Below are 23,391 nucleotides of genomic sequence, written 5' to 3' on the forward strand. Positions count from 1 at the left end.
AATGTTTGAGTGTACTAGATAGATGACAATCATATGTAATGATTATCACTGATTCTCATTAGAATAATTCTATTATAACTTACTGTGACAAATCAAGAAAGGGCAATTCCATGAAAAAGGCGAGCGTTTTGTGAAAAGCTACGTGAATTTTACGCCAAAGTACGTTTTATTTCAGCAACTTGTGCGTTAAATTCTTCCTCATTCAACACAGGTGTCATGCCGGAATCATCCGGTACCAGTGCTTGTAGTTGTATCCATGATTTGCAGCCAATATAGGCCTGTTCGATCTCAATTTGGATCGGCTCTTTCAACGTATATACCCTTAAAATCATTATATGCAACGGGTTTTTACGTTTCCACTTCAATCGCTCTTCTGTAAAATTTTCTGTCCAAATATGAAAAGGGAATAGCTGATTTAGCTTTTCTTGGTCGCTGACTTCGATATCTTCCACCATTCGGGCAAAGGAGTTGATTGTTACGTGTGTATCCTGCGTGCTCCAATTGACCAACGTTTCATCGATAATCCCGCGATACTGCTCTTTCAGTAGTTCTTTTCTCTGATGCTCATATGTTGGATAGAGAAAGAAATCATTCGATTCCACCTGGAAATCTCTTGTTTCTTCGACAATACCTCCCTTGCGCATAATAAAAATTTGCGAGCCAGCTTCTAACGCTTTTACCGCAGAGGCCCACTCTTTCAATGCTTTCCCATTCCCCATCTCGCCAACCCCTCGTTCTCCTCATTAATCTATCTATTATAAATAAACTTTGAAAGCAAAACAAATGCAGATTGACATTTTTCAGGAAAAATAAAAAGGAACAGCCTTAAAATCGGCCATCCCTTTATTTTTCTACATCCTTCTCATACGTAACCTGCATTCGGGTAAACTGATCTTGATTATGTTTCATTGGATTCGGATCATGGGTGCTGTCAGGTGCATCTGCCTGGTACGCAAGGAGTAGGAAAATAGTGCCCACAGCAATGGCGAATAGGACATTCAGAATTTTCATATCCATTTCACATCCTTTGAAATCGTCTATCTCTAGGATAATGGAATTTCATATCGTGAATGTTTGTGTAAGTTAAAGATTGTGTAAATCTCTCATCCCAGGAATGATTGCAGCATCCAACGATGCTTTTCCAAAGATGTTTGGATCGCCAAAAGCATATCCGATGTGGTATCGTCACTCTCTTCCTCACAGATCTGCATGCCCGCCTTCAGCTCTTGCGTAAGGATCGTGAAATCTTCTATAATCGCTTCAACCATTTTCGTAGCTGTTTCCGTGCCGGATGCTTCCTTTAGTGAAGAAATCTCTAAGTAAGCTTTCATCGTAGCAGCAGGTTGACCGCCGATTGCCAATAATCGTTCAGCCAACTCATCCACATGCAGGGCAGCCTCATTGTAGAGCTCCTCAAATTTTACATGAAGCGTAAAAAATTGATTCCCTTTTACATACCAATGAAAGTTATGAAGCTTAACGAACAGTAAATTCCAGTTGGAAATTTGTTTATTAAGAACAGTTTGAATTGATTGCGTTGAAACTAATGTTGCGCTCGTCATTCAAATCCTCCTTCTTTTTGCCTAAAAATCGTCCTTGTACACGCTAATTTACGTTAAACACGCGGATTTTATGTAAAATAAACGACATTTCTGAAAAGTGTATTTCATGCGGAAACAATTTGTCTTATACTAGGTAAAGACTATTAATACTCAGTAAATTAGTTGGAATTAATTCCAATCAAATTAGAGGACGCTTACGAAGTCAGTTTTCTGACGAAAACTTTTAGGAGGTTCACTCATGTCCACTTATCATCCGTTATCGGAAGCGCAAGCCATCGAATACGCACGCCGTATTCCGCAATTATTTCAACCAGGTTCTGATCTGGCCAGCCAAGAAATTGGGGATGGGAATTTAAACCTCGTATTTCGTATAACAGAGGCTGCTACAGGAAAAAGTATTATTTTGAAACAAGCTCTTCCATATGCCAAAGTTGTTGGGGAATCCTGGCCGCTGACGCTCGATCGTGCACGCATTGAAAGCGAAGCATTGATCATTGAAGAAGGGCTCGTGCCAGACCTAGTCCCGCATGTGTACGCCTATGATGCAGACCTAGCGCTTACAGTAATGGAAGATTTGAGCGATCATGTCATCATGCGTAGAGGGTTGATTGAGGGTAACCAATACCCGCTTTTTGCTGAACATATCGGGCGTTTTCTAGCTAATACATTGTTCTTTACATCCGACTTAGGCAAAAATCAACAAGAGAAAAAGATTCAGCTGGGACGTTTCATCAACCCTGAACTTTGCAAAATCACGGAAGATTTGATCTTCGATGATCCGTATCGGGATGCGGAAACGAACAATATTGAAGCAGCGATCCGCGATGCAGCAGAGCAGCTTTGGGCAGATAGTGAACTTCACTTCGAAGTTGCGATTTTGCGCAATAAGTTCCTCACTTCAGCACAAGCCCTGCTTCATGGCGATTTGCATACGGGCAGCATTTTCATCAAACCCGATTCTACGAAAGTGATAGACCCTGAATTTGCCTACTATGGTCCGATGGGCTTCGATATTGGTGCTGTTCTCGCCAACCTCCTACTTAACTTTGCTGCACAAGAAGGTTGGAGTAAGGATGAAGAAAGCCGTTCCGCTTTCCGTGCTTATTTAACACAAACCATTAAGGATGTATGGACGCATTTTGAAGAAAATTTCCGTGCCCTATGGAATGAGCAAGGCGTTGACCGTGTATTTACTGCTCCAGGTTACCAAGATTACTTCTTGTTAAACTTGTTGCGCGATACAGTTGGATTCGCAGGAGCCAAAATGGTCCGTCGCGTAGTGGGCCTTGCCCATGTCGCTGATATCGATAAAATCGAAGATGCTGCAGCAAGAGAACGCGCTCAGCGCATGGCTTTAACGATCGGCACAGCGAGCATTCGAGCTAACCGTCAGGTTACGACGATTGATGAGCTAATCGCAATCGCAACACGAGCAGCAGAAAGAGGTTTTGTACTATGACGACTACGAATGATGTAAATGGAAGCAACGTAAGTGTTGAAAATGAAGTGCATGGTGCTTTGCAATCCTTGCGTTGGAACGGCCAGCAGCTGGATTTGCTGGATCAACGACTGCTGCCGGAGGAGATTGTGTATTTACCGCTGGAGACACCGATTGAGGTGTGGGAAGCGATTCGGCACTTGAAAGTTCGCGGCGCACCTGCGATTGGGATCGCCGCCGCGTATGGGGTATATCTCGGCATCCGCGGTGTGGATGCTGCTGTTGATGGGCTTCTGGAAGAAGTCCAGAAGCAAGCGGATTACCTGGCGACGTCACGTCCGACAGCGGTGAACTTGTTCTGGGCGCTCGATCGCATGCGTGCGAGAGCAAGTGCTTTGGCAGCCGAGGGCGTTAGCCCGGATGCGTTCAAGGCTGCGCTTCTAACAGAAGCGCAAGTGATTCAGGCGGAGGACGAAGACACCAACCGCCGTATTGGCGAACATGCGCTCACGCTGTTCGAGGATGGGTTCGGCGTGCTGACGCACTGCAACGCCGGCGGTTTGGCTACTGCCAAGTACGGCACGGCGTTAGCGCCGTTTTACTTGGCGAAGGAACAAGGGCTGAACATCAAAGTGTTCGCCGATGAAACACGGCCCGTGCTGCAAGGCGCGCGGCTCACGGCTTTTGAACTGCAGCAGGCTGGCGTAGACGTCACGCTGATCTGCGACAACATGGCCGGTGCGGTCATGGCGAAGGGCTGGATTCAAGCGGTCATCGTCGGAACGGACCGCGTTGCGGCGAACGGCGATGTCGCCAACAAAATCGGCACCTATAGTGTAGCAGTGCTGGCGAAGGCGCATGGCATCCCATTCTATGTGGCAAGTCCGCTGTCCACGATCGACTTGAACACGCCGACTGGCGGCGATATTCCGATCGAGGAGCGCCATGAGGACGAGATCACGCAAGGTTTTGGCAAACGCACAGCGCCTGTTGGCGTGAAAGTGTTCAATCCGGCCTTCGATGTGACGCCGAATGAGTATGTAACCGCGATTATCACGGAAAAAGGCATCGTTCAGGCACCTTATGGCGAAAACCTGCGTAAGCTTTTCGAATAGATCTTTGTTGGGATGAAAGTGATGTGTTTAACTGGAAAAGCTCCAGTTAAATTCATCAGCTTCAGCTAAACTATGAGCTTAGAAGGAAAAACTCCAGTTAAATTCCGGCTATCTGCTTCTTATGCGGAGAAAGCCTGAAAATAGCTGGAGTTTTTCCAGTTATTCGGTTCAAAGTGCGAAATTGGTTCGAAATAGCTGTATGTTTTCCAGTTAGTAGGGTGCTAGTGGCGGCTGGGGGGATTGCTGATTTGCGGTGGTTGGAGTAGCTAGAGCAAAACAAACAGAGCTATCCAGAAGTAGATTCTCTACTTTACGGACAGCTCTTTTTTGGGTTTACATCGTGCTCACGTGTTGAAGCATTGTATTCTCGCGGTAGGCATTAGGCGTTGTGCCGTGCGCCTTCTTGAATACGTAGTGCAAGTAATTGCTGGACGTGAAGCCGCTGCGCTCGGCTATTTTCTCCAGTGTCAACGTAGTCTGCTGCAGCTCGCTGCATACGAATTTAAGGCGAATTTGCTCCAAGAATTCACTGAAGGAAACATTGGCCTTCTCCTTGAAAATCCGTTGTAGCTGCCTAGAACTGATCTGCACACGCTCAGCTACCCCCTCCAAGGTCAGGGGACGACGGAAATTGTCTGTAATGAATTGAACGGCCATCTGATAACGATAGTTCTTCATATCACGGGCTGGCAGATTAACGCCCTGCTGTTCCGGTTTATACGCACTAACGGTTCTTAACAGCATCTGGATAATGGACTGTTTAATAACCGTGTACTGACCTAATTGATTGTTTCGCCACGCTTCGTAAGCGACGAGGAAGCATTTCATCGCTTCATGGCGATCCACTGCTGGCGTATGCGGTAGCTCACCAAGCTGTCCAATGCACGCTTCGGCTTCTGCCATCTCCCATTCCTCTCCCCAACCAGAGGAGGACAACGCTGAGGATCCTGCTTCTTCTTTATCTGATAGTTTCACAATATCCACGTGTAGACATAGCTCGCCCATCGCTTCATGCTCATCTGCTTCCTGCCGATGAATGACACCAGGTGCTGTGACGTAGAGCAGTCCTTCGTGGAGTGGATGTGTAATCCCATCTAGAATTACGCTTCCCTTGCCGTAAGGGATATAGTGAATCTCGTATTCGGAATGCTGATGATAATTTACGATGGCTCCAGCTGGAAAGGAAGTCAGATGACAACGCAATACTCGAATTCCGTATGCTCCCCAACGGAAGCTTAATTCCAGGCGATCTAACGCCATCGGATTTTCTAACATAGGTTCGAAGTAAAAGGGTTGACTCATAGGGGAAACACCGCTTCCTTTCCAGATTTGACGATTAGTATTAGTTGGTCAGTGAATCCAATCGTACTTGGCTTTTGCTAGCCACAGATAGATTGGAAGCTTCCATTAGCTTCGTTAAGTCTACAGCCAATCCGATATTTTCGGTAGCTTTGGTACCATTTTGAATATGAGCAACCCATTGGTCAAACGCAGTTGGCTTTGCCTCTGGTATAGCTTCGTAAGCCACCCATTGTCCTGTCGCTTCTTCCAGCTTGTTCGTACGCAGCATGACACGGCCATCTTGCTCTGAGTATAATACACTGCCTTCTGTGCCATGTACTTCAATAACGAAAGGCGAGAAAGCATTCACAAAACCTGCTTCAACGATACCCAACGCACCATTCTCATATTGGAGCAATGATACGGCATTATCTTCCACTTCTCTTCCCGTCACATAGCCATAAGAAGCGCTTACAGCGACTGGTAGACCTAGCAATAGACGATTGAGATACATCGGATGACAGCCAAGATCGATGAGTGCTCCGCCACCACATTGCTCGGCATTATAGAAATGCTGCGGAAGCCAGCCATTCGGATTCGCTGTCGTCGAAATTCCACCATTATGAGAGAGTCGTGTACGCACAAGCGTGATTTGACCTAATAACTCTTTAGCAACGATATCTTGAATAGCAAGTGTTGATGGTGAATTCAAACGCGGTAAGGAAACCGTTAAGGTCACGCCTGCTTCCTCAACAGCTGCGAGGATCTCATTCACTTCGTGAAGCGTAGGAGCAATGACTTTCTCTGTAAAAATATGTTTACCTGCCCGTGCAGCAGCGATGATGACATCTCGGTGAAGGTTGGTTGGAGTATCTACAACAACGGCTTCGATTTCTGGATTGGCTAGTAACTCTTCAAGACTTGCGTAGAAAGCCACACCGCGTGTTTCAGCCTCTTGCTGTCCTCTTTCTGCAATCTCGTCCCAAATCGCAACGATCTCTGTATCCGGGTGCTCGTTTACCTGTTTCGCATAATCCTTTGCATGTACATGCCAGAAACTCAACATTGCTACTTTCATCCTGAATGACCTCCAAATAAGTGACTTGGGTTCATTGTATCACGGGCATGAAAGCGGATAAATTTCGAATTCGTGACAGATGGAGGTGCAAAATTACGACATGTATATCTTTATTAGCTTACTCGAAGATTAGGATAAAATGTCTAGTACGTCAAGCCTTTTCAATCAGAAACTTAAAGTTGATAATTCCAACAGGAATAGTATACAATTGAATGATTATTTCTATCCTTTGTAAGGAGTTGATTTTGCATGTTATTTACACCCTACACCATTGCCGGCCTAACCTTGAAGAATCGTATCGTGATGTCACCTATGTGTATGTATGCATCGGATGAATCCGGTGAAATCAAGGATTGGCATCATATTCATTACGCTACAAGAGCTGTTGGCCAAGTGGGACTTATCACATTTGAAGCAACAGCAGTTACTGCACAAGGACGGATTTCAACGCGTGATTTAGGGATCTGGGATGACGCACATATCGATGGATTAAAGCGTGTTGTCACGTCCATCCATAATCATGGCTCTCATGCAGGCATTCAGCTCGCCCACGCAGGCAGAAAAGCCGTCCTGGATACGCCGATTATAGCCCCATCTGCCATCCCCTTCTCAGAAACATTCAAAACACCTGAGGAAGCAACACTCACGGACATTCAGGATACGATCCAAGCGTTCGCTGATGCAGCTGACCGTGCCAAGCAAGCGGGTTTTGACGTGATAGAAATACATGCGGCGCATGGCTATCTCATTAATGAATTCCTATCTCCCTACTCGAATCATCGTCAAGATGCGTACGGTGGTGATCAAGAGGGACGATTCCGCTTTTTGCGTGAAACGGTTCAGGCTATTCAAACGCGGTGGAGTGGTCCCCTGTTTGTCCGTATTTCGGCTCATGAGTATGTGGAAGGCGGACTTACACCGCAGGATCATATCTATTTCGCGACTCAGCTCAAAGAACTTGGCGTCCATCTGATCGATGTCAGCTCCGGTGGCAATGCACCGATCGTTCCGAACTTTTTCCCAGGCTACCAAGTGCCTTTCGCCGAAGAAATTCGTACCAAAGTTGAGATCCCTGTAGGTGCAGTCGGGCTCATCACGGAGCCGCAACAAGCAGAAGAGATTCTTCAGAATAATCGCGCTGATCTTATTTTTCTAGGCAGAGTGCTGTTGCGTGATCCTTATTGGGCAAGATCAGCCGCCCGTGACTTACGCGTCGAACTCGCACCACCGGGACCTTATCAACGAGGATGGTAATACCAAAGCATAAAAATCCCGCTTGGACTTCACACGTCCAGCGGGATTTCTGGCATACGTTTATTTGGAGACTGCAACAGTGTGATAATACTCTTCCATCGTCAAGTTCTTCGACTGGATTTCCTGCGCAATGTCGGCTCCCACATATCGTAAATGCCATGGCTCATATTGATAGCCCGTAATGGCAGCTTTCCCCTGTGGGTAGCGGATAATAAAACCATACTCACCCGCGTGCTTCTCTAACCAAATCGCTTCTTTCGTTCCACCAAAACAATCCGCAGCTGCGCATTTCCCATTGCTGCCGGTGACGTCGATGGCAAGCCCTGTTTCATGCTCACTAGTTCCAGGTACAGCGCTGTAGGTTTTAGCTTTTTCTTCCCCGTCTTTTTTCACATAAGCTTCAAAAAGGGATTTCTGTGTGGCATACGAACGATACGCAGAAACACCTGCTAACGGAACACCATCCTTTGCCGCTCCAGCGAATAGCTTCTCTATAGCAGTTGCTGCGGCTTGGCGCATTTTGCGCTTATCAATTTTTTCGGAAAATGTAAAGGCAATGTTCGGATAGACAAGATCTGTCGGCTCATAGCTGGAAGGCAGCGAGTTCATCTTATTGACGAGAACTGTAATACTTTCTGGTTTGGCAATCACTTGAATCGCACCATTCTTAGTTGGCGTAGGGCTTGCAGCAGGTGAAGTCACAGGATTCGACGATGGCTTCACTGTAGCTGTAGCCGCAGGTGAAGTAGTCGCTGATGTCGTAGGTGTCGTTCCTACACTTGGTGAAACCGTGGGGCTTGTTGTCACACTAGCTGTAGGTGTTGGGCTTGGAGTAATCGTAGAGGCTCCTTCGTTCTTACTCCCACAACCTGCCACAATAGTTAACGCCAAGAGAATGGCAATGGATACATTCATTTTGATTTTCATGTTGGTTTTCATTAGTCCTTTCATTTCGTGTCGTCATGCCTCCTAGAGGTTGAAAAAGCTTTTCAAAGTAATAGACCGCGATTTGGATAAAAAAGTTTCATGCTCGCTATTATTTTAGCTCAACAAAAAAGGCTGCATTTAGGTTGAGCTCCTAAATCGCAGCCTTCTCATATTTTATGCGGAACGGGTTAACGTTTCAAGTTTACTTCTGACTAGCCACGATGGCTTGTTCCAAATCATAAATAATATCCTCAATCGCTTCTGTTCCAACGGATAGACGAATAAGTCCAGGAGATACACCAGCTGATGCTTGTTCCTGCTCATTTAATTGCGAATGTGTCGTGCTTGCAGGGTGAATAATTAAGGATTTGGAGTCTCCCACATTGGCCAAATGAGAGAATAGCTCTACAGCATGTATCAGCTTTTTGCCCGCTTCGATGCCACCTTTAATGCCAAAGCTCAATATGGCGCCTTGACCTTTCGGTAAGTATTTCTTAGCCAGTGAATACGTCGGGTGGCTTTCTAAACCAGCATAGCTTACCCACTCCACGGACTCATGTGCTTCTAAATATTGAGCTACCTTCAACGCATTGGAGCTGTGACGCTCAAGACGAAGATGCAGCGTTTCTAAGCCTTGTAATAATAAGAATGAACTATTCGGGGACAAGGACGCTCCCAAATCTCTCAATAATTGCACGCGTGCCTTGATAATATAAGCTATCGAACCGACCGCTTCCGTATAAACAACACCATTATAACTCGGGTCTGGTGTCGTCAAACCTGGGAATTTGCCGCTTGCTGCCCAATCGAACTTCCCTCCGTCGACAATAACCCCACCGATAGTCGTACCGTGACCTCCGATAAACTTGGTCGCAGAGTGCACCACAATATCAGCGCCATGCTCGATCGGTCTGAGCAGATACGGACTTGGGAACGTATTATCTACGATTAGCGGAATGCCATTTTCATGCGCAATCGCCGCTACAGCTTCAATGTCTAAAACATCCCCTTTGGGATTGCCAATCGATTCAGCATAGATGGCTTTTGTTTTCTCCGTAATCGCAGCTCGGAAATTATCAGGATTACTTGCATCAACGAACTTCACTTTAATCCCTAATTTAGGCAATGTATTAGCAAATAAATTATAAGTCCCGCCATATAATGCCGAAGCAGATACGATTTCATCACCAACTTCGGCAATGTTCAGAATCGAAAACGTGATAGCTGCTTGACCGGACGCCACCGCAAGCGCGGCAGGCGCACCTTCCAGTGCAGCAATACGTTGCTCAAATACATCTGTCGTTGGATTCATAATCCGTGTATAGATATTGCCAAATTCCTTCAGTGCAAATAAATTCGCAGCATGCTCGGTGTCGTTGAACACATACGACGTCGTTTGATAGATAGGAACCGCTCGTGAATTAGTCGCAGGGTCAACCTTTTGACCTGCGTGAATCGCTAGTGTTTCTGGTAAATGTTTACGTTCCGAATTTGACATGAACATGCCTCCTAGGATAATGATTCATTGTGGATCCACCAAAGAAATAATAACTAACTTAATTCCTACTAAAATAGTATGATATAAGTTTAAAGGAATATTCTACCTAAAGTCAACACAAGAATTTCCAATATGTAAAAGCCCGCAATCGAAACGAATTTCGATTACGGACATTTCTCACGTTTTGTCCTGCGGGAGTAGTATAATGCGTCCATTTTCCAGTTCTACACGCATTTTATTCGTCCCCGCAGCACCTATGGATTCCAGATAATTAGCCGGAATTTGCAATCTGCCAGCTTTGTCGACGACCGCATATTCAACATGGGAATCCTCCTCTGACGAAATAATCCCCTGCTCCAGCTCCAGTAATTCTTCCTGATAGGATTTGCGTCGTAATATCTCAGAGGAGGTTTTGCCGTCACGAATCGCAACTACACGGTCTACCTTCTTCGCCAGAAGAGGATCATGCGTAACGATCACGACGGTCAGACCGAAGCTGCGATTCAGCTCTCGAAACAGATCAAGGATCTGATTCGCCATTTTCGTATCGACAGATCCGGTCGGTTCGTCCGCGAGCAAAAGCCTAGGCTGATTAGCCAGTGCAATCGCGATCGCCACACGCTGCTGTTCACCGCCAGAAAGTTCATTAAGCTTGTTATTTCTCCGATGACTCAAGCCTACAGCTTCCAATAAGTCCATAGCACGATAGCGCTTACGCCGTCCCTGCAACAGAATGGGCAATTCTACATTTTCGAGTGCCGTCAAATAGGGAATCAGGTTACGGGCATTATTTTGCCATACGAAGCCAACGGTTTCCCGCTTATATTTGACCAAATCGGACTCTTTAAACTTCAATAAATCCTTCCCATCCACACTCAGATTACCTGCTGAAGGTCGATCCAACCCTCCCAGCATATTGAGCAGCGTCGATTTCCCACTGCCGCTATTGCCGATAATGGCCATCAATTCACCTTCTTGAATATGAAGATCAAGACCTTGCAGCGCAACAACTTCAAGATCAGCCGCTTTATAAATTTTAACTAAATTCTCACAATGTATCATACCTAATCCTCCCCAAGCTTAACGGCTTGATGAATCTTAATTCTGGAGAGCATCGTGCCGAGCAGCAGTAATCCAAGCCCGATCATGATTGTAACGATCATATACAAATGAAGCTGATCTTTCGGATCAAAGCTGACTTGAAAAGGTGGCACTTGGCTTGACGAATCGAATGTTAACTGGAATAAAGGAACGAACAAGCGGCTAGCCACATTCCCCGTAATCATACCGATCAGCACGCCGGCTCCCGACGTTAGAAGCTGTTCAGCGACTAGCATTCCGATCAACTGTCTATAGGAAATTCCCATGGCACGAAGCACACCGAATTGTAGGATCTGGCCATACAACGAGAGTAACCAATATAGGAGAAATCCAATGAAGCTGATGCCAATCGCGATAAGGAATCCAAGCGTCATAACACCATTCACTGCTAGTTGGAAGGGATCGTTTTTCGACCGAATCACCATCATATTCGTATCAACTAGACGTGTGACTGACAAGCGCTTCTGCTCTAATGACTCATATAAGGCTTGACTAGTCATATCTGGCTTCAGCTTTAGCCACACATCATAAGGCTCTACAGCTAAATTATTTTGGATAAAAGAAAGATGTCCGATGACGAGCTTCGGTGCATTTGTTTTGCTTCCTGAACTCGATGAGGCCGTTAAGATCGGATTCGGATTCCAGCTAGGCCAATAATCAATGATGCCGTAGATCACCGATGTAGCGCCTTCCACATCACTCCATCCGATTCGAATGACGTCTCCCACTTTGGCTCCCGTTTCCTCCGCGATGGACCTAGAAATCAGAACTGCTTTGGAATCCGTCGCCAACACGTTCAGATAGTCATAGAAATGATGATCTAATAACTGATCACGGAACCAGGCTGTTCGACCGAAATCATCGGTATCAATCCCCATGAGTGTCGTCTTTTTCGTATCTTTGCCAATGGAAATATACGCATCTTCTTTCTTAAATACCCTTGCCGCTGACTCTACACCGGTCAATTGTGTGAACGGCATGAACGGCGGTTCTACGTATTGGACGCGTTTCTTCCCCCCACCTTCGCTGCCTTGAGGTTTCTCTCCACTATCGAATCCTGGCGGACCTGACTGTGGAGGTGGTGCATCATTATCCCATGCGGTTTGCAAGACGATGTCCGAACCATTCTTATACTGAATCTTCTCTTCCACATTCTTATTCATCGTTCTTGCTGCACTCGCGCTAAAAATACCCGTTGCCAATGTCATAATAATAAATAACATGATGAATTGATATTGGGTCGTTGATCTCCCCACTTGCAACAGCGTTGAATATAAGTAGGGCGGCCACCATTTTCGACCGACTGCATAGATCAGTTTAATGATCCAAGGATAGATCCTGAGCAGAAAGAGCCCCATAGCGAATATGAAAAAGGCTGGGACAACAAATAAAAGCGGATCAACCTTCATGTCCAGAGAATCTAACCCTAGAGCATTTAAATCATCCATCCGTCGCTTAAAGCTTTGCAAGAGATACATGGACACAATCAATAAGACGACGTCTAGATATATTTTATGGACAAAAGAAAGCTTATTCTTCCTCGCGATTGTTTGTTTATGACCCACTATGCTCACTCGTGTCGCGAGTACGGCAGGAATGAGAACCATACCAACCGAAACAATCACTGCAATCAATCCGTATTGGTAAGCCTCCTGACCTAGCTTTACTTCAATAGCTGCACGCTGAACGAACGACAGAAAACCATTCGAAGCACCCAAGACTTTCGTTAATTCCAGCCCTACAAAAGGACCAATTAATAAAGCAACTCCACCTAGTAAAATACCTTCGATCACATACCCAATCATGATCTGAGCTCGGCTTGCACCTCGGCTTCGTAACACAGCGATTTCAGTTTTCTGCCGATCGGTAATCAAATTCGCAACCATAAATAAATAGAAAGCAAGTAAAATACAGACGGGCACATTCAATGACCATAGTAGGATACGGAGCTTTTTCTCTTTCTCCCCATAGGATTGCAAGGTGAGTACCGTTATATTACTGGATGTGTATGTTTCTAAGTTCCGACTAAAATAGTCGTCCATTTCCTTCTGAGTCGCGATAAAGGTGTCAATACCCTCTAACTTCAATTGATGATAATCCAAGACGATATTCCAGTATGAAAACTGATCCATGAAATTACTGCTTTTCGTAAAATCTTGTTCGAATAAGGCCGACGGAATGAAAAATCTTGAATTCAGATCCTTCATCGTATTCGTCCAATACAGGTCAGTGAAATCTGCCCGATCAATCACGGCAACCGGTTTAATTCGAATCGTGCTCTTCAAATCATCGTCCACCATGGTGAGTTCATTACCTAATACGATTTTCTGTTTCGTCAACAACTCTGGAAATACCCAAGTCTCATAAACGCCGTTCACAGGCTTTGTCGAAGGCATGACGCCATCAACAAGACGAATATGCTTTTCCAAATCGGTCATGGCAGCGATTTCGCCATACCTATTTACCTTGGGATCTAATTTACTTGGATCGCTAGGTGTAAGTTTATACGTCTTGGTACCCCTGGTTACCGTAGAAAGCAGAATCGGTAAATCAAAGCGCTTACTCATTGCGGTCATGAGTGCATCCGTTTCTGCTAATCGTTTATCACCTTCTTTGGCTTTGCCAAAGTAAGCTTGGTTCGCTACAAGTCCTGGATACTTCTGTGTATTCGTTTGTTGAACTTCCAAGTCTTTGATCAACATACGTTGCAAAATGGCATGCGTATAAATCGGCATGGAGCTCGCAAGGGCGACAGAAATAATTAACCCTAGTAATAAACTTAGCTCTAACCAACGGTTCTTTGCCATTTTGCGGAGAATCATCAGTAATAAAGCCATTGTAATCCTCCTAAAAGTTTTGCTTTAGCAAAACTAGTATCGTAAACATTATCCTTCAAGTGTGCTAATTATTTAAAATGACGTTCTGGCCTTCCGTTAGCCCCGTTCGGATTTCTACTTCCGTAGCGGAGACAAGCCCTTTCTCGACATCGACTTCTTTGCGGCTCTCGCCATTCAGTACTTGCACATAATCTCGACCTAGATAAGAGCGGAGACCTGTTCTTGGAATTATCAGGATGTTATCACGTTTCTCTACGATGATTGTCATATCACCAGATGCCCCGATCTCTGCGCCAGCTGTGCCTTCTGGAATCCCTACTATGATCGTTTTGGCATTACGCTCAGCTATCTGCTTATTATCGGTTCGAGGCGCACTTGAAGGGGTCTGCAGCACTTTGCCTGGCACCACACTTCCATTAGATCCGAACTTCACTTCCACGTTCATCCCCACTTCAATCCCTGTTAGCGTCCCACTGTCTGGTGCTTCATAAAATAACTGCAGCTTACTCGGATCTGAAACAACGACTAGTGTGCTGTAAGCATCCACCATATTTCCTTGTTGAGCATCCGTCACGTACGTAACTATGCCTCCGGCTTCAGCCGTTAATTTGGTTTTGGCCAATTCAGCTTGCAAGTTAGCAAGCTGCAGCTGTGCTGCTTCCACATCGATGGCCTTCAGACGTATAGACAACTCTTGATCCGACGAACTCGAGGTCATCCTAACTTGCGTATAAGCGATCTGAGCCTTCTCCAAATTCAATTTCTGCAAAGCAATTTTTGTTTCTAAATCACCTTGCTCTAGTTCCGCAAGCACATCCCCCTGCTTCACGATATCCCCAGATTTGACACGTAATCCAGCAAGTCGGTGACCCGATTCTTTAAAAAAATAATTAGTCGTTTTGCTTGATCTTAGTGTCGCCATCGCACTGACTTTCCTCGTGATGGAGCCTTTCTTCACTTCATACAGCTCAAAGTTTTCTTTGACGGGCTTCACCAATGGCGGCTTCAACGCTTCTTCTTCTTTGGGCAGCAACGAACAGCCAGCAAGTATGAAAAGGGCACCTGCTAGTAGCACAAGCCTTGATGCGATTGTATTAACCTTCATCGACAATGGAACCATCCTCCAATGCATAAACTTCATCTACAATTTCCATAATCGCCAGATCATGCGTGGTCAAAATTATGGTCATCCCTTCCTTCACCAAATCCTTGAATAGTTTGAGAATCTGAAGCCCCATTCGACTATCTAACTCGGCCGTAGGCTCGTCTGCCAGAATCAGCTTAGGCTTATGAGCAATCGCTCTTGCTATGGCAACTCGCTGTTGTTCTCCGCCAGAAAGCTCATAGGGTCGATGTTTCATTCTCGCCTTTAACCCCACGAATTGCAGCGCCTCTTCAGCAAGAGTCCTAAATTGACTGGGAGGTACACCCGATATGCGCAAACCAAACTCTACATTTTCGTAAGCGGACATATACGGCACTAAGGCAAACGATTGGAAAATAAGCCCGATTTGCTTCCGTCTGAGTTCATTTCGCTTGGATTCAGAGAGTGTGCTGATCTCCATCCCTTCCAAGTAAACTGCACCTTCGGAAGGATGATCCAAGGCACCTATGATGTTAAGTAACGTTGTTTTCCCTGACCCTGATCTTCCACGCAAAGCCACAAGTCTGCCTCTGGGGATCGAGAGATTCGCTCCGCGCAAGGCATGAACCGCTCCTGACCCCTTTCCAAACACACGTGTTACACCAATGGCTTGCACCATAGGCACCTGATTGTCCTGCATAGTCAAAGTGAACACCTCATCTTTACGCTAATCCTGCATCTTCTCTATAAATGTAAACCTTTACATAATAAATAAACAGACTGCCTTTGTTGGAAAAGGTGTCTGTTTGTTCGTTTTTGTGAGTCCATACTAACTTAGGGGAAATACCAGTCTAATTCGGCTTCTCGAACTCTTTCGGTGAACAACCGACAACACGCTTGAACGTTTTTGCAAATGTTTTGGCATCAGGAAAGCCAACGGCATCTGCTACTTCATATACTTTCATTTCGCCCGCACGCAGCCTCCGCTTCGCTTCTTCCATTCGAATTCGAGTCAGCGTTTCGCTCAGAGATTCTCCCATTTCCTTACTATATAAATCACTTAAATAGCTGCGGCTGAGCCTGACATGATCAGCCATGTCCGATGTGCTGATTGGCGAGGCAAAGTTCTCTTGCATATACGTGAGTACCTTTCGAATAAACGGATTATTGGAGCGATGCTTCTGATCGTTCCCAAGCGCCATTTGATGCTCGCTAAGCATGCTCATCGCTTGCATTAGAAACAGCTTTACCTGTTCAAAGCTGGCGCATGGATGAAGTGCTTTGTTATGCACGAACAATTCTTCATAACGTTCAATCTCCGCATAGCCGCGTTCGCGCGCATAGCCAGCTGCTAACGCGAGCAGCTCTTGGATAAAAGGCAGCACCCGCTCCTTCTCTGGGCGCTGCTCCCTCAGTCGCGCGCAGAGAACGTCCGCGTGATGCAGATACCCCTCGCTGTTATCGTGCACGATACAGCGCAGCAGGTCGCTGCGTATGTCATACGGCAGCGCTGCAGTTGGCTTGCTTACGGCCTCCGGCGCAAGCACAATTCGGCGATTCCGGCTCATGCCGTAGAATCGCTCGTGCAGCTGCTGCGCATGAAGCGCCGCAGCAGGCTGCACATCTTGGAGCCGGCGTAAGACGACGCCGGCTCCAATGAACCAGTCCGGCGCGGTTGCGAGCCGGACCTGCGCAGCGCACTCGAGCGCTGCGGCAGCGGCGAGGGCGCCGCCGTCTGTGGCTGCTGCTGCCACGGGCATGAGCAGCAGCACGCTGTCCGCGGCCAGCGGCAGCGCCGCGAGGCAGCCGGTCCAGTGCCAGCCCTTGGTAGCGGCGCTGGCACCGGTGTGCAGCAGCAGGCTGACTAAGCTGCTAGCTGCTGCATCTGCCCTTGAGCTTCCTGCTGATACGCCAAATAGCTCAGCCTGCAGCTCCGCTTCGCCAACCCCCGACTGCAGATATGCCTGCAGTCGGGTAGAAATCTGCATCTGCAGGGTCGAGGCAAGCTCCAGCTCTCGCAGCCCCTGCTCCCTACGCTCATTTCGCTGTACTTCTAGATCGCGCTTAACGCCAACCAGGATGTCCATTAACGACTCGGGCTCCATCGTTGGTTTTAGAATATAGTCTTTGGCTCCCAGCTTCATCGCTTCTTTGACATAAGTGAAGTCATCCATACAGCTCAGGACAACACTGCTGATCGGTCTTGAACATTCTTTGAGCTTTCGGATTAATGCCAAGCCATCCATTCGAGGCATAATGAGATCAGTTATAACGATGTCGATATGTAAGGTATCAATAAGCTCGTATGCCTCTATGCCATCCTCAGCATCACCCGCATACGTAAAGCCGAAATGTTCCCAATCTACCAGCTCACGCAAACCTTGCCGAATGATAGGTTCATCATCCACCACAAGCACATTCATGTACGCTTCACTCCTCACCTTGATGAATGGGAAGAAACATGCGAACCGTGGTTCCTTCGCCGGGTTTACTGCTAATATGCATTTTGTACTCGGGTCCATAGATCAGTTTTATTTTCTCTCGAATATGCGAAATCCCCACACCACTCATTCGCTCCTTCAGCATAAGATCAGCCTGCGCACCTCCAGTGCCAGTTGCTGCCACCGCATTCCAAACGGAGCCGCCCTCTTCGACTTGCATGCCAACCCCATTATCTTCAACTTGGCAAAATAATAGATCGCGATCCAACCATGTCCGAATCGTAATAACGCCCTCACGCTTGGTTGGCCCAATACCGTGAATAATCGCGTTCTCCACCAGCGGTTGTAATAGCATCCTGGGAACTAAACAACCTAATGTGATGTCATCTATTTGCATATCAATCTGAATGCGATCCCCGTAACGAAATCTTTGAATTTCCATGTAATCATGCGTTAAACCAATTTCATCACGTAAGGTGATAAAGTCCCCTTTTTTACCTAAGCTAGCTTGCAAAAGGCGAACTAACGCACTAACCACCTCTGAGATCTGAGGTGTCTTATGGATTTTGGCCACCCATTTGATCGTATTCAATGTATTGTAGAGAAAGTGGGGGTTCAATTGATAATGGAGCGCTTCCATTTCAGCTTCTTTCTTCAGAGATTCCTCCCGTTTCACTTGCTTAATTAAATCTTCCAATCGATTCAACATCTGATTGTAGCTCTCGCCTACTTGCGTCCAGTCATCAGAACTTTTGAACGTCCAGTAGGCCCTCAGATCACCTCGCTCTGCACGATTCATTAATGCTTTCAGAACATAAAGCGGCTTAGTCACAGCGTTGATAAAGAGGAGTAACCCACCTAGGCTGAGTGCGATTATGAAAGTGATGAGGGCGATGAGCCAAGTACGGAAGTTAGGAAATACATCTAGAAGACCTTCTGGCCTAGGCGCCTCATAATACGATAGCCACGGAGTATTCCCGATAACCTCCATTTGTTTCACCGAATGAATCATTGTCCCATCCCTATACACGCTGCCAACTTGCGGACCTGCTCCTTGCAGCAAATCCCCGGTGTAAACACCTTCTCGATACAGCACCCGTTGATCTGGATCCATCAATACATAGGTATGTGTTGGACTCTTTACAGTGAACTCCTTCCAAACCTTGTTCATATTCATCCAAATTGTAAGTTTACCAAGTTCTTGGGTACTTGAACTGTCTGTAATTGACTCTGAATAGGTCATTAGATAGACGTTATACCGACTAGATTCTTCTCCTAATGACTCAAAACGTTTGTTCGTACGTTTCACTTGTGTAAGGAGTGCTCCATCTGTTTCCCCAGTATGCGCACATAACGTTCTATTGGTTGACTGAACGGTCAGACATACTTGCTCGATATATCGTGTATGCACCATTTGCTCGGATAGCAAGTTATTCACATAGGTACTCAGTTCTTTCGTAGCCTGTGAGGAAGAATCATTGAGTTTCGTATACGAGATAAGACCGTAATCCGCTGCATGTCGATGCGTCATTTCAACTATATAACCTAATTCTTGCTGTAATCCCGTGATGACTTGATCATGTTGTACATCCACGGCATGCAGGACCGTTTTGTTCATGTAAGAGGAGAACTGCTGATAGCCCACATACAGCACAAGTCCTACTGGCAGGGAAATCGCCAGAAATACATAGAGTAACACACGAAGTTGGAATCGATTCGTGAGGTGAGAGAACAACGATGGCATACGTCACCTTTCATTTTCGACTGAATTGTTATCTGAATGAACTTATTTTCTATCATAGCATATTGGAAATTTTTGTAGCTTCATTTTTTGCTTGAAATGCTGTAATTGACTCTTCAGCATTAATAATAACGCTTTCAATTATACAGATATGAAATTTAGGTGCGCCGGCGTTGTTGGTAAACTTTGTAGGTTGGGAAAGGCTAGTGCTAGCTATTTGTGCTCTACGTACTCTACACGAGCTACACAGTTATATTAACTGTAAAACATACAGCTATTTTCGAGTAATTTACTCGAAATCTCGAATTAACTGGAAAACATGTAGTTAAAACTGCCTCCTTTTTTCAAATCGAGTACAATGGTTAAAATTAACTGTATGTTCTCCATCTATTCTGCGTTTGATCGGAGATTCCAAGAATTTTACTGTATAAAATCCATCTAATCGCTTGAGCACACGGTCCCGCACACGTTTCCGACATGTTTCCACTCAGGATCCCTCTCCAGCCCCAATTCTATTTGCGACCAACTTACGAAAAAAAAGCCCGCGCTAAGCGCGAGCCTCCTCATATATATCACTATAGCACTTTGGACAAAAACGATTTCGTACGTTCCTGAGTCGGTGCCTCAAAAATTTGTTTCGGACTGCCTTCCTCCACAATAACACCTTGCTCCATGAACATGACGCGATCGCCTACTTCACGCGCGAAGCCCATTTCATGCGTCACGACGACCATTGTCATACCTTCTTTGGCCAACTGTTTCATAACGTTGAGTACTTCACCAACCATTTCGGGATCCAGTGCTGAAGTCGGTTCATCGAACAACATGATCTTCGGCTCCATCGCAAGTGCACGTGCAATCGCAACACGCTGCGCCTGACCACCGGATAAAGAATCTGGAAGTGCGTTCGCTTTGTCTGCGAGTCCGACTTTGGCCAAAAGCTCCAAAGCATTCTTCCGTGCTTTATCCTCCGGCCATTTCCGTACCTGGATCGGCGCAAGCATAATATTATCAATAACCTTCATATGCGGAAATAAATGGAACCGCTGAAAAACCATACCTAACTCCATACGTATCTCGTTAATTTTGTTCGCAGGGTCCATGAGATTGCGGCCATCAATCGTAATCGTTCCACCATTGGGCTGCTCCAGCAGGTTCAAGCAACGTAAGAACGTAGATTTCCCTGATCCGGAGGGGCCAATTACAACCAGTACCTCTTGGTGTCGAATTTCCGTACTAATGTCACGAAGAACAACGTTATCTCCGAACGCTTTTTTCAAGTTCTTTACTTCGATTAAAGCTGTCATATTATACTCTCCTTTCGATATAGCCAAGAAGCTTGCTAAGAGAGTAAGTAAGGATGAAATAAATAAGTGCAGCTGTCAGATACGGCTCCCACACTTTGAAATATTGGCTGCGCATCGCGTTCGACCAATACATCAACTCAGGCGCCGCAATAATGGCGAACAACGAGGAATCCTTGATGAGTACGATAAATTCATTCCCGAAAGGTGGAATCATCCTTTTGATTGCTTGGGGTAAAATAACCGATTTCATCGTTTGGAAATGCGTCATGCCCAGAGAATGCGCGGCTTCTGTCTGGCCTTTATCAATCGATTGAATGCCTGCACGGAAAATCTCAGCCATATAACCCGCTGAATTCAAAGATAGGGCAACAATCGATGCAATGATCGGGTTCGTTGACCCTAAAAACAAAGGAACAACCCCAAAGTGAACAAGCAATATTTGAACCAGCAACGGTGTGCCGCGGAAAAAGTTAACATATATACTTGTCGGCCATCTCAAATAGCCGCGGTGTGACATTTTACCTAAACCAACTGCCAGACCCAATACAGACCCGAAACAGATGGAGAGAATGGAAATACCAATCGTCCATAGCGTACCTTTCAGCAGCAAGGGGACATAATCAAGAATAATATCAAACCGAAAATCCATTCCACACTTCCTTTCCATTAATTATTCTGCTACTCACAGAACAAAAGCATGCGTAAGGTTAAGTCACGCATGCTTTTGAACTTTTATTTTTGATCGAGCAATTTTTTCGTATCTGGCTCTTGACCAAACCATTTTTTGTACACTGTTGCATATTTGCCGTTCTCAATTACTTTTTTGATCGCAGGATCCAGCTTCGCTTTCAGGTCGCTGCCTTTAGGAAGCAAGATACCGTAGTACTCGGATTCGAAGTTTTTCGCGTCAGCGATCGAAACGAATTTTTTGTTTGGATTATTTTTAACATACTCACGAATAATAGCAATATCCGCAACAACCGCGTCTACACCGTTACTTTCAAGTTCCATCAAAGCAAGCGTGTTATTATCCATACGTTTTAGGGATTTGTTATCGCCACCCATGATTTTCGTCATAAGCGTATCAGCCGTAGTAGAGATTTGAACCGCTACTTTCTTATCTTTCAAATCAAGTGCACTTTTAATCGGGCTGCCTTCTTTAACAAGAATCATGTTTGTTGACTCGAAATAAGGAGCAGTATAATCATACGTTTGTTTACGCTCATCCGTTATCGATACGCTGGAAATACCGGCTTGATACTCTTTACCTTGTTGAACACTCGTCAACATTGTGTCCCAGCCCGTGTTAGTCACGCTATAAGCTAGACCTGCTTCTTTCATCACTTCAGCAAGGAAGTCAATATCGAAACCTGCCACCTTGTCTTTATCCATATATTCCATCGGTGCATAGGCTGCATCTGTTGCAAATTTAACTTTCGTGCCACCACTATCTTTCGAGCCACAACCTGCCATTGTTAAAACTAGAGCTGCTGCTACCACAGAAATCATTAATTTTTTCATCATTTTTCCCCCGTTCTATGTAATGGACGAATCATATATTAACACTTGGTCAATAAAATAACAACACTTTTATGTGTAAAAAAAGCAAGGAAATTGCAGGAAGTATGAATTTTTATGCATTTTCAGTTTCATGCACAGACAGCACACGACGCTTTGTCATCTTGCATGATGCAAAAAACGCTTAGGTCTTAGAGACCCAAGCGCTCGAGCTTGCCGTTAAATTGTTTTACATCATTTTAAGTATCGCTTCTCGTCCAGTCATCCCAGCTACAATACCTAGGTCTTCCGCCGTATAGGTTACTGATTCAAGCGGTGCTTCCAACAGCTCCTCGATCGTTCGAACCCCGGTGGCTCGCGCCGCTACAATATTCCTGTCACTTAATCGCTCGTTTAGCAGCGCCACGTCGAGGGCACCACACATAATATAACCTTTATCCGTTGTCACCACTAGCAAGGTCGTTTTCGGCAATTTAACCTCTATCGCGATTGCTGTATGTCCTTCAAGAAGAATGGGTTCTACGCGCATCATGCTCTGCACAGCTCCTCTTCGCAGTCTTACGGTAGTATATGCGCCTGCGGCTAGTACGGTGTGAGGTCACTGTAAAGATTCTGTGTGTTTTTCCATTTTATTGCGAATTCGTGAAATAAGGCTAATTCATAACCATTTCATAACCTCATTAGAGCTCTCCGCTCGGCTTGAGGTCTACATACTGGACAAACGCCTACAACTCTCCCTTGTTCGTCTGAATAGAAACTCAGCTTCTTATCCTTTTTACGACAAAACGAACACATTTGTTTATTCACTTTGGATACTCGCTTCCCGTGAAGTGACATCTGTATAATTTTCGTCGTCTCAACCTTATCTCTAATTTTAAAAGTTAGTCTATAAATCAAAAGAAGCACACTCAATAGGACAATAACAAGTACGATCCATTTCATAGCGCAACCTTCCTTCATGCGGTATTCTTACAGATTTACTGGAGATGGAAATGGGATGTTGCTTTAATCATGCGAATTTTTTCTTTCTGTTCTTTAATAACGTCTTCATACACTTTTAATTGCTTTACAAATAAAGCATATTCCTCTTCGGCTTCTTTGAGAATGGCTTCTGCCTCTATCAATTTTAATCTCAGGTCTTCTCTTGCTGTATAATCATCCAAGGTGGTACCTCCCATATCGATTTATTTTCTCTACTCACATTTGCTC

General features: G+C 45.4%; 21 protein-coding genes. 3 read left to right on the plus strand and 18 right to left on the minus strand.

The window, feature by feature from the left end; translation table 11 throughout:
* Nucleotides 1-149 precede the first annotated feature (149 nt).
* The 3 genes from ASL11_RS32020 to ASL11_RS32025 all read right to left on the minus strand — a co-directional run bounded on the left by ASL11_RS32020 (nt 150) and on the right by ASL11_RS32025 (nt 1,562).
* A complete protein-coding gene (locus ASL11_RS32020; protein WP_056624204.1) occupies nt 150-719 on the minus strand; it encodes a DUF1802 family protein in 570 nt (189 codons plus the stop codon).
* Between the two features lie 124 nt (nt 720-843).
* A complete protein-coding gene (locus ASL11_RS36840; RefSeq protein ID WP_157257130.1) occupies nt 844-1,011 on the minus strand; it encodes a hypothetical protein in 168 nt (55 codons plus the stop codon).
* A 92-nt stretch (nt 1,012-1,103) separates the two neighbouring features.
* Complete coding sequence (locus ASL11_RS32025; RefSeq protein ID WP_056624207.1) at nt 1,104-1,562, minus strand: Dps family protein; 459 nt, start codon at nt 1,560-1,562, stop codon at nt 1,104-1,106.
* Nucleotides 1,563-1,800: 238 nt separating this feature from the next.
* Here ASL11_RS32025 and mtnK point away from each other — a divergent pair, with 238 nt between their 5' ends.
* Complete coding sequence (mtnK, locus tag ASL11_RS32030; protein ID WP_056624210.1) at nt 1,801-3,021, plus strand: S-methyl-5-thioribose kinase; 1,221 nt, start codon at nt 1,801-1,803, stop codon at nt 3,019-3,021.
* On the plus strand, nt 3,018-4,115 hold the full coding sequence (gene mtnA, locus ASL11_RS32035; RefSeq protein ID WP_056624213.1) for an S-methyl-5-thioribose-1-phosphate isomerase: 1,098 nt from the start codon (nt 3,018-3,020) through the stop codon (nt 4,113-4,115). Before mtnK ends, mtnA begins: the two co-directional genes overlap by 4 nt.
* 333 nt (nt 4,116-4,448) lie before the next feature.
* Here mtnA and ASL11_RS32040 read toward each other — a convergent pair whose 3' ends face one another.
* Nucleotides 4,449-5,417: a helix-turn-helix domain-containing protein gene (locus ASL11_RS32040; protein WP_056624216.1), complete on the minus strand. Its 969-nt coding sequence runs from the start codon at nt 5,415-5,417 to the stop codon at nt 4,449-4,451.
* Between the two features lie 40 nt (nt 5,418-5,457).
* Nucleotides 5,458-6,474, minus strand: a complete 1,017-nt coding sequence (locus ASL11_RS32045; protein ID WP_056624220.1) for a Gfo/Idh/MocA family protein — start codon at nt 6,472-6,474, stop codon at nt 5,458-5,460.
* Nucleotides 6,475-6,723: 249 nt separating this feature from the next.
* Between ASL11_RS32045 and namA the strand changes: the two genes are divergently transcribed.
* Entirely contained in the window at nt 6,724-7,728 is a 1,005-nt protein-coding gene (gene namA / locus ASL11_RS32050; RefSeq protein WP_056624223.1) for an NADPH dehydrogenase NamA, read from the plus strand.
* Nucleotides 7,729-7,788: 60 nt separating this feature from the next.
* Here namA and ASL11_RS32055 read toward each other — a convergent pair whose 3' ends face one another.
* The 13 genes from ASL11_RS32055 to ASL11_RS32120 form a co-directional block, all read right to left on the minus strand.
* On the minus strand, nt 7,789-8,679 hold the full coding sequence (locus ASL11_RS32055) for a M15 family metallopeptidase (RefSeq protein WP_235550642.1): 891 nt from the start codon (nt 8,677-8,679) through the stop codon (nt 7,789-7,791).
* Between the two features lie 178 nt (nt 8,680-8,857).
* Nucleotides 8,858-10,153: a homocysteine synthase gene (locus tag ASL11_RS32060; RefSeq protein WP_056624226.1), complete on the minus strand. Its 1,296-nt coding sequence runs from the start codon at nt 10,151-10,153 to the stop codon at nt 8,858-8,860.
* Nucleotides 10,154-10,330: 177 nt separating this feature from the next.
* Complete coding sequence (locus ASL11_RS32065; protein WP_056624229.1) at nt 10,331-11,215, minus strand: ABC transporter ATP-binding protein; 885 nt, start codon at nt 11,213-11,215, stop codon at nt 10,331-10,333.
* Nucleotides 11,216-11,217: 2 nt separating this feature from the next.
* Nucleotides 11,218-14,091, minus strand: coding sequence for an ABC transporter permease (locus ASL11_RS32070; protein ID WP_056624233.1), 2,874 nt, complete (start codon nt 14,089-14,091; stop codon nt 11,218-11,220).
* A 64-nt stretch (nt 14,092-14,155) separates the two neighbouring features.
* Nucleotides 14,156-15,196, minus strand: a complete 1,041-nt coding sequence (locus ASL11_RS32075) for an efflux RND transporter periplasmic adaptor subunit (protein WP_056624733.1) — start codon at nt 15,194-15,196, stop codon at nt 14,156-14,158.
* A complete protein-coding gene (locus ASL11_RS32080; RefSeq protein ID WP_056624236.1) occupies nt 15,186-15,875 on the minus strand; it encodes an ABC transporter ATP-binding protein in 690 nt (229 codons plus the stop codon). Before ASL11_RS32080 ends, ASL11_RS32075 begins: the two co-directional genes overlap by 11 nt.
* A 151-nt stretch (nt 15,876-16,026) precedes the next feature.
* Nucleotides 16,027-17,598, minus strand: coding sequence for a response regulator (locus tag ASL11_RS32085; protein ID WP_056624238.1), 1,572 nt, complete (start codon nt 17,596-17,598; stop codon nt 16,027-16,029).
* A 7-nt stretch (nt 17,599-17,605) separates the two neighbouring features.
* Complete coding sequence (locus ASL11_RS32090; RefSeq protein ID WP_056624241.1) at nt 17,606-19,360, minus strand: sensor histidine kinase; 1,755 nt, start codon at nt 19,358-19,360, stop codon at nt 17,606-17,608.
* Nucleotides 19,361-19,932: 572 nt separating this feature from the next.
* Nucleotides 19,933-20,664, minus strand: coding sequence for an amino acid ABC transporter ATP-binding protein (locus ASL11_RS32095; protein ID WP_056624244.1), 732 nt, complete (start codon nt 20,662-20,664; stop codon nt 19,933-19,935).
* Nucleotide 20,665: 1 nt separating this feature from the next.
* A complete protein-coding gene (locus ASL11_RS32100; protein WP_056624247.1) occupies nt 20,666-21,313 on the minus strand; it encodes an amino acid ABC transporter permease in 648 nt (215 codons plus the stop codon).
* A gap of 83 nt (nt 21,314-21,396) precedes the next feature.
* A complete protein-coding gene (locus ASL11_RS32105; protein ID WP_056624250.1) occupies nt 21,397-22,188 on the minus strand; it encodes a basic amino acid ABC transporter substrate-binding protein in 792 nt (263 codons plus the stop codon).
* Nucleotides 22,189-22,411: 223 nt separating this feature from the next.
* Nucleotides 22,412-22,714: a YunC family protein gene (locus ASL11_RS32110; RefSeq protein WP_056624253.1), complete on the minus strand. Its 303-nt coding sequence runs from the start codon at nt 22,712-22,714 to the stop codon at nt 22,412-22,414.
* 445 nt (nt 22,715-23,159) lie between these two features.
* Nucleotides 23,160-23,345 (minus strand): hypothetical protein, encoded by a 186-nt coding sequence (locus tag ASL11_RS32120; RefSeq protein ID WP_056624260.1) that lies wholly within the window; start codon nt 23,343-23,345, stop codon nt 23,160-23,162.
* Between the last annotated feature and the right edge of the window lie 46 nt (nt 23,346-23,391).

Source organism: Paenibacillus sp. Soil750, assembly GCF_001428045.1.
Classification (GTDB): domain Bacteria; phylum Bacillota; class Bacilli; order Paenibacillales; family NBRC-103111; genus Paenibacillus_E; species Paenibacillus_E allorhizoplanae.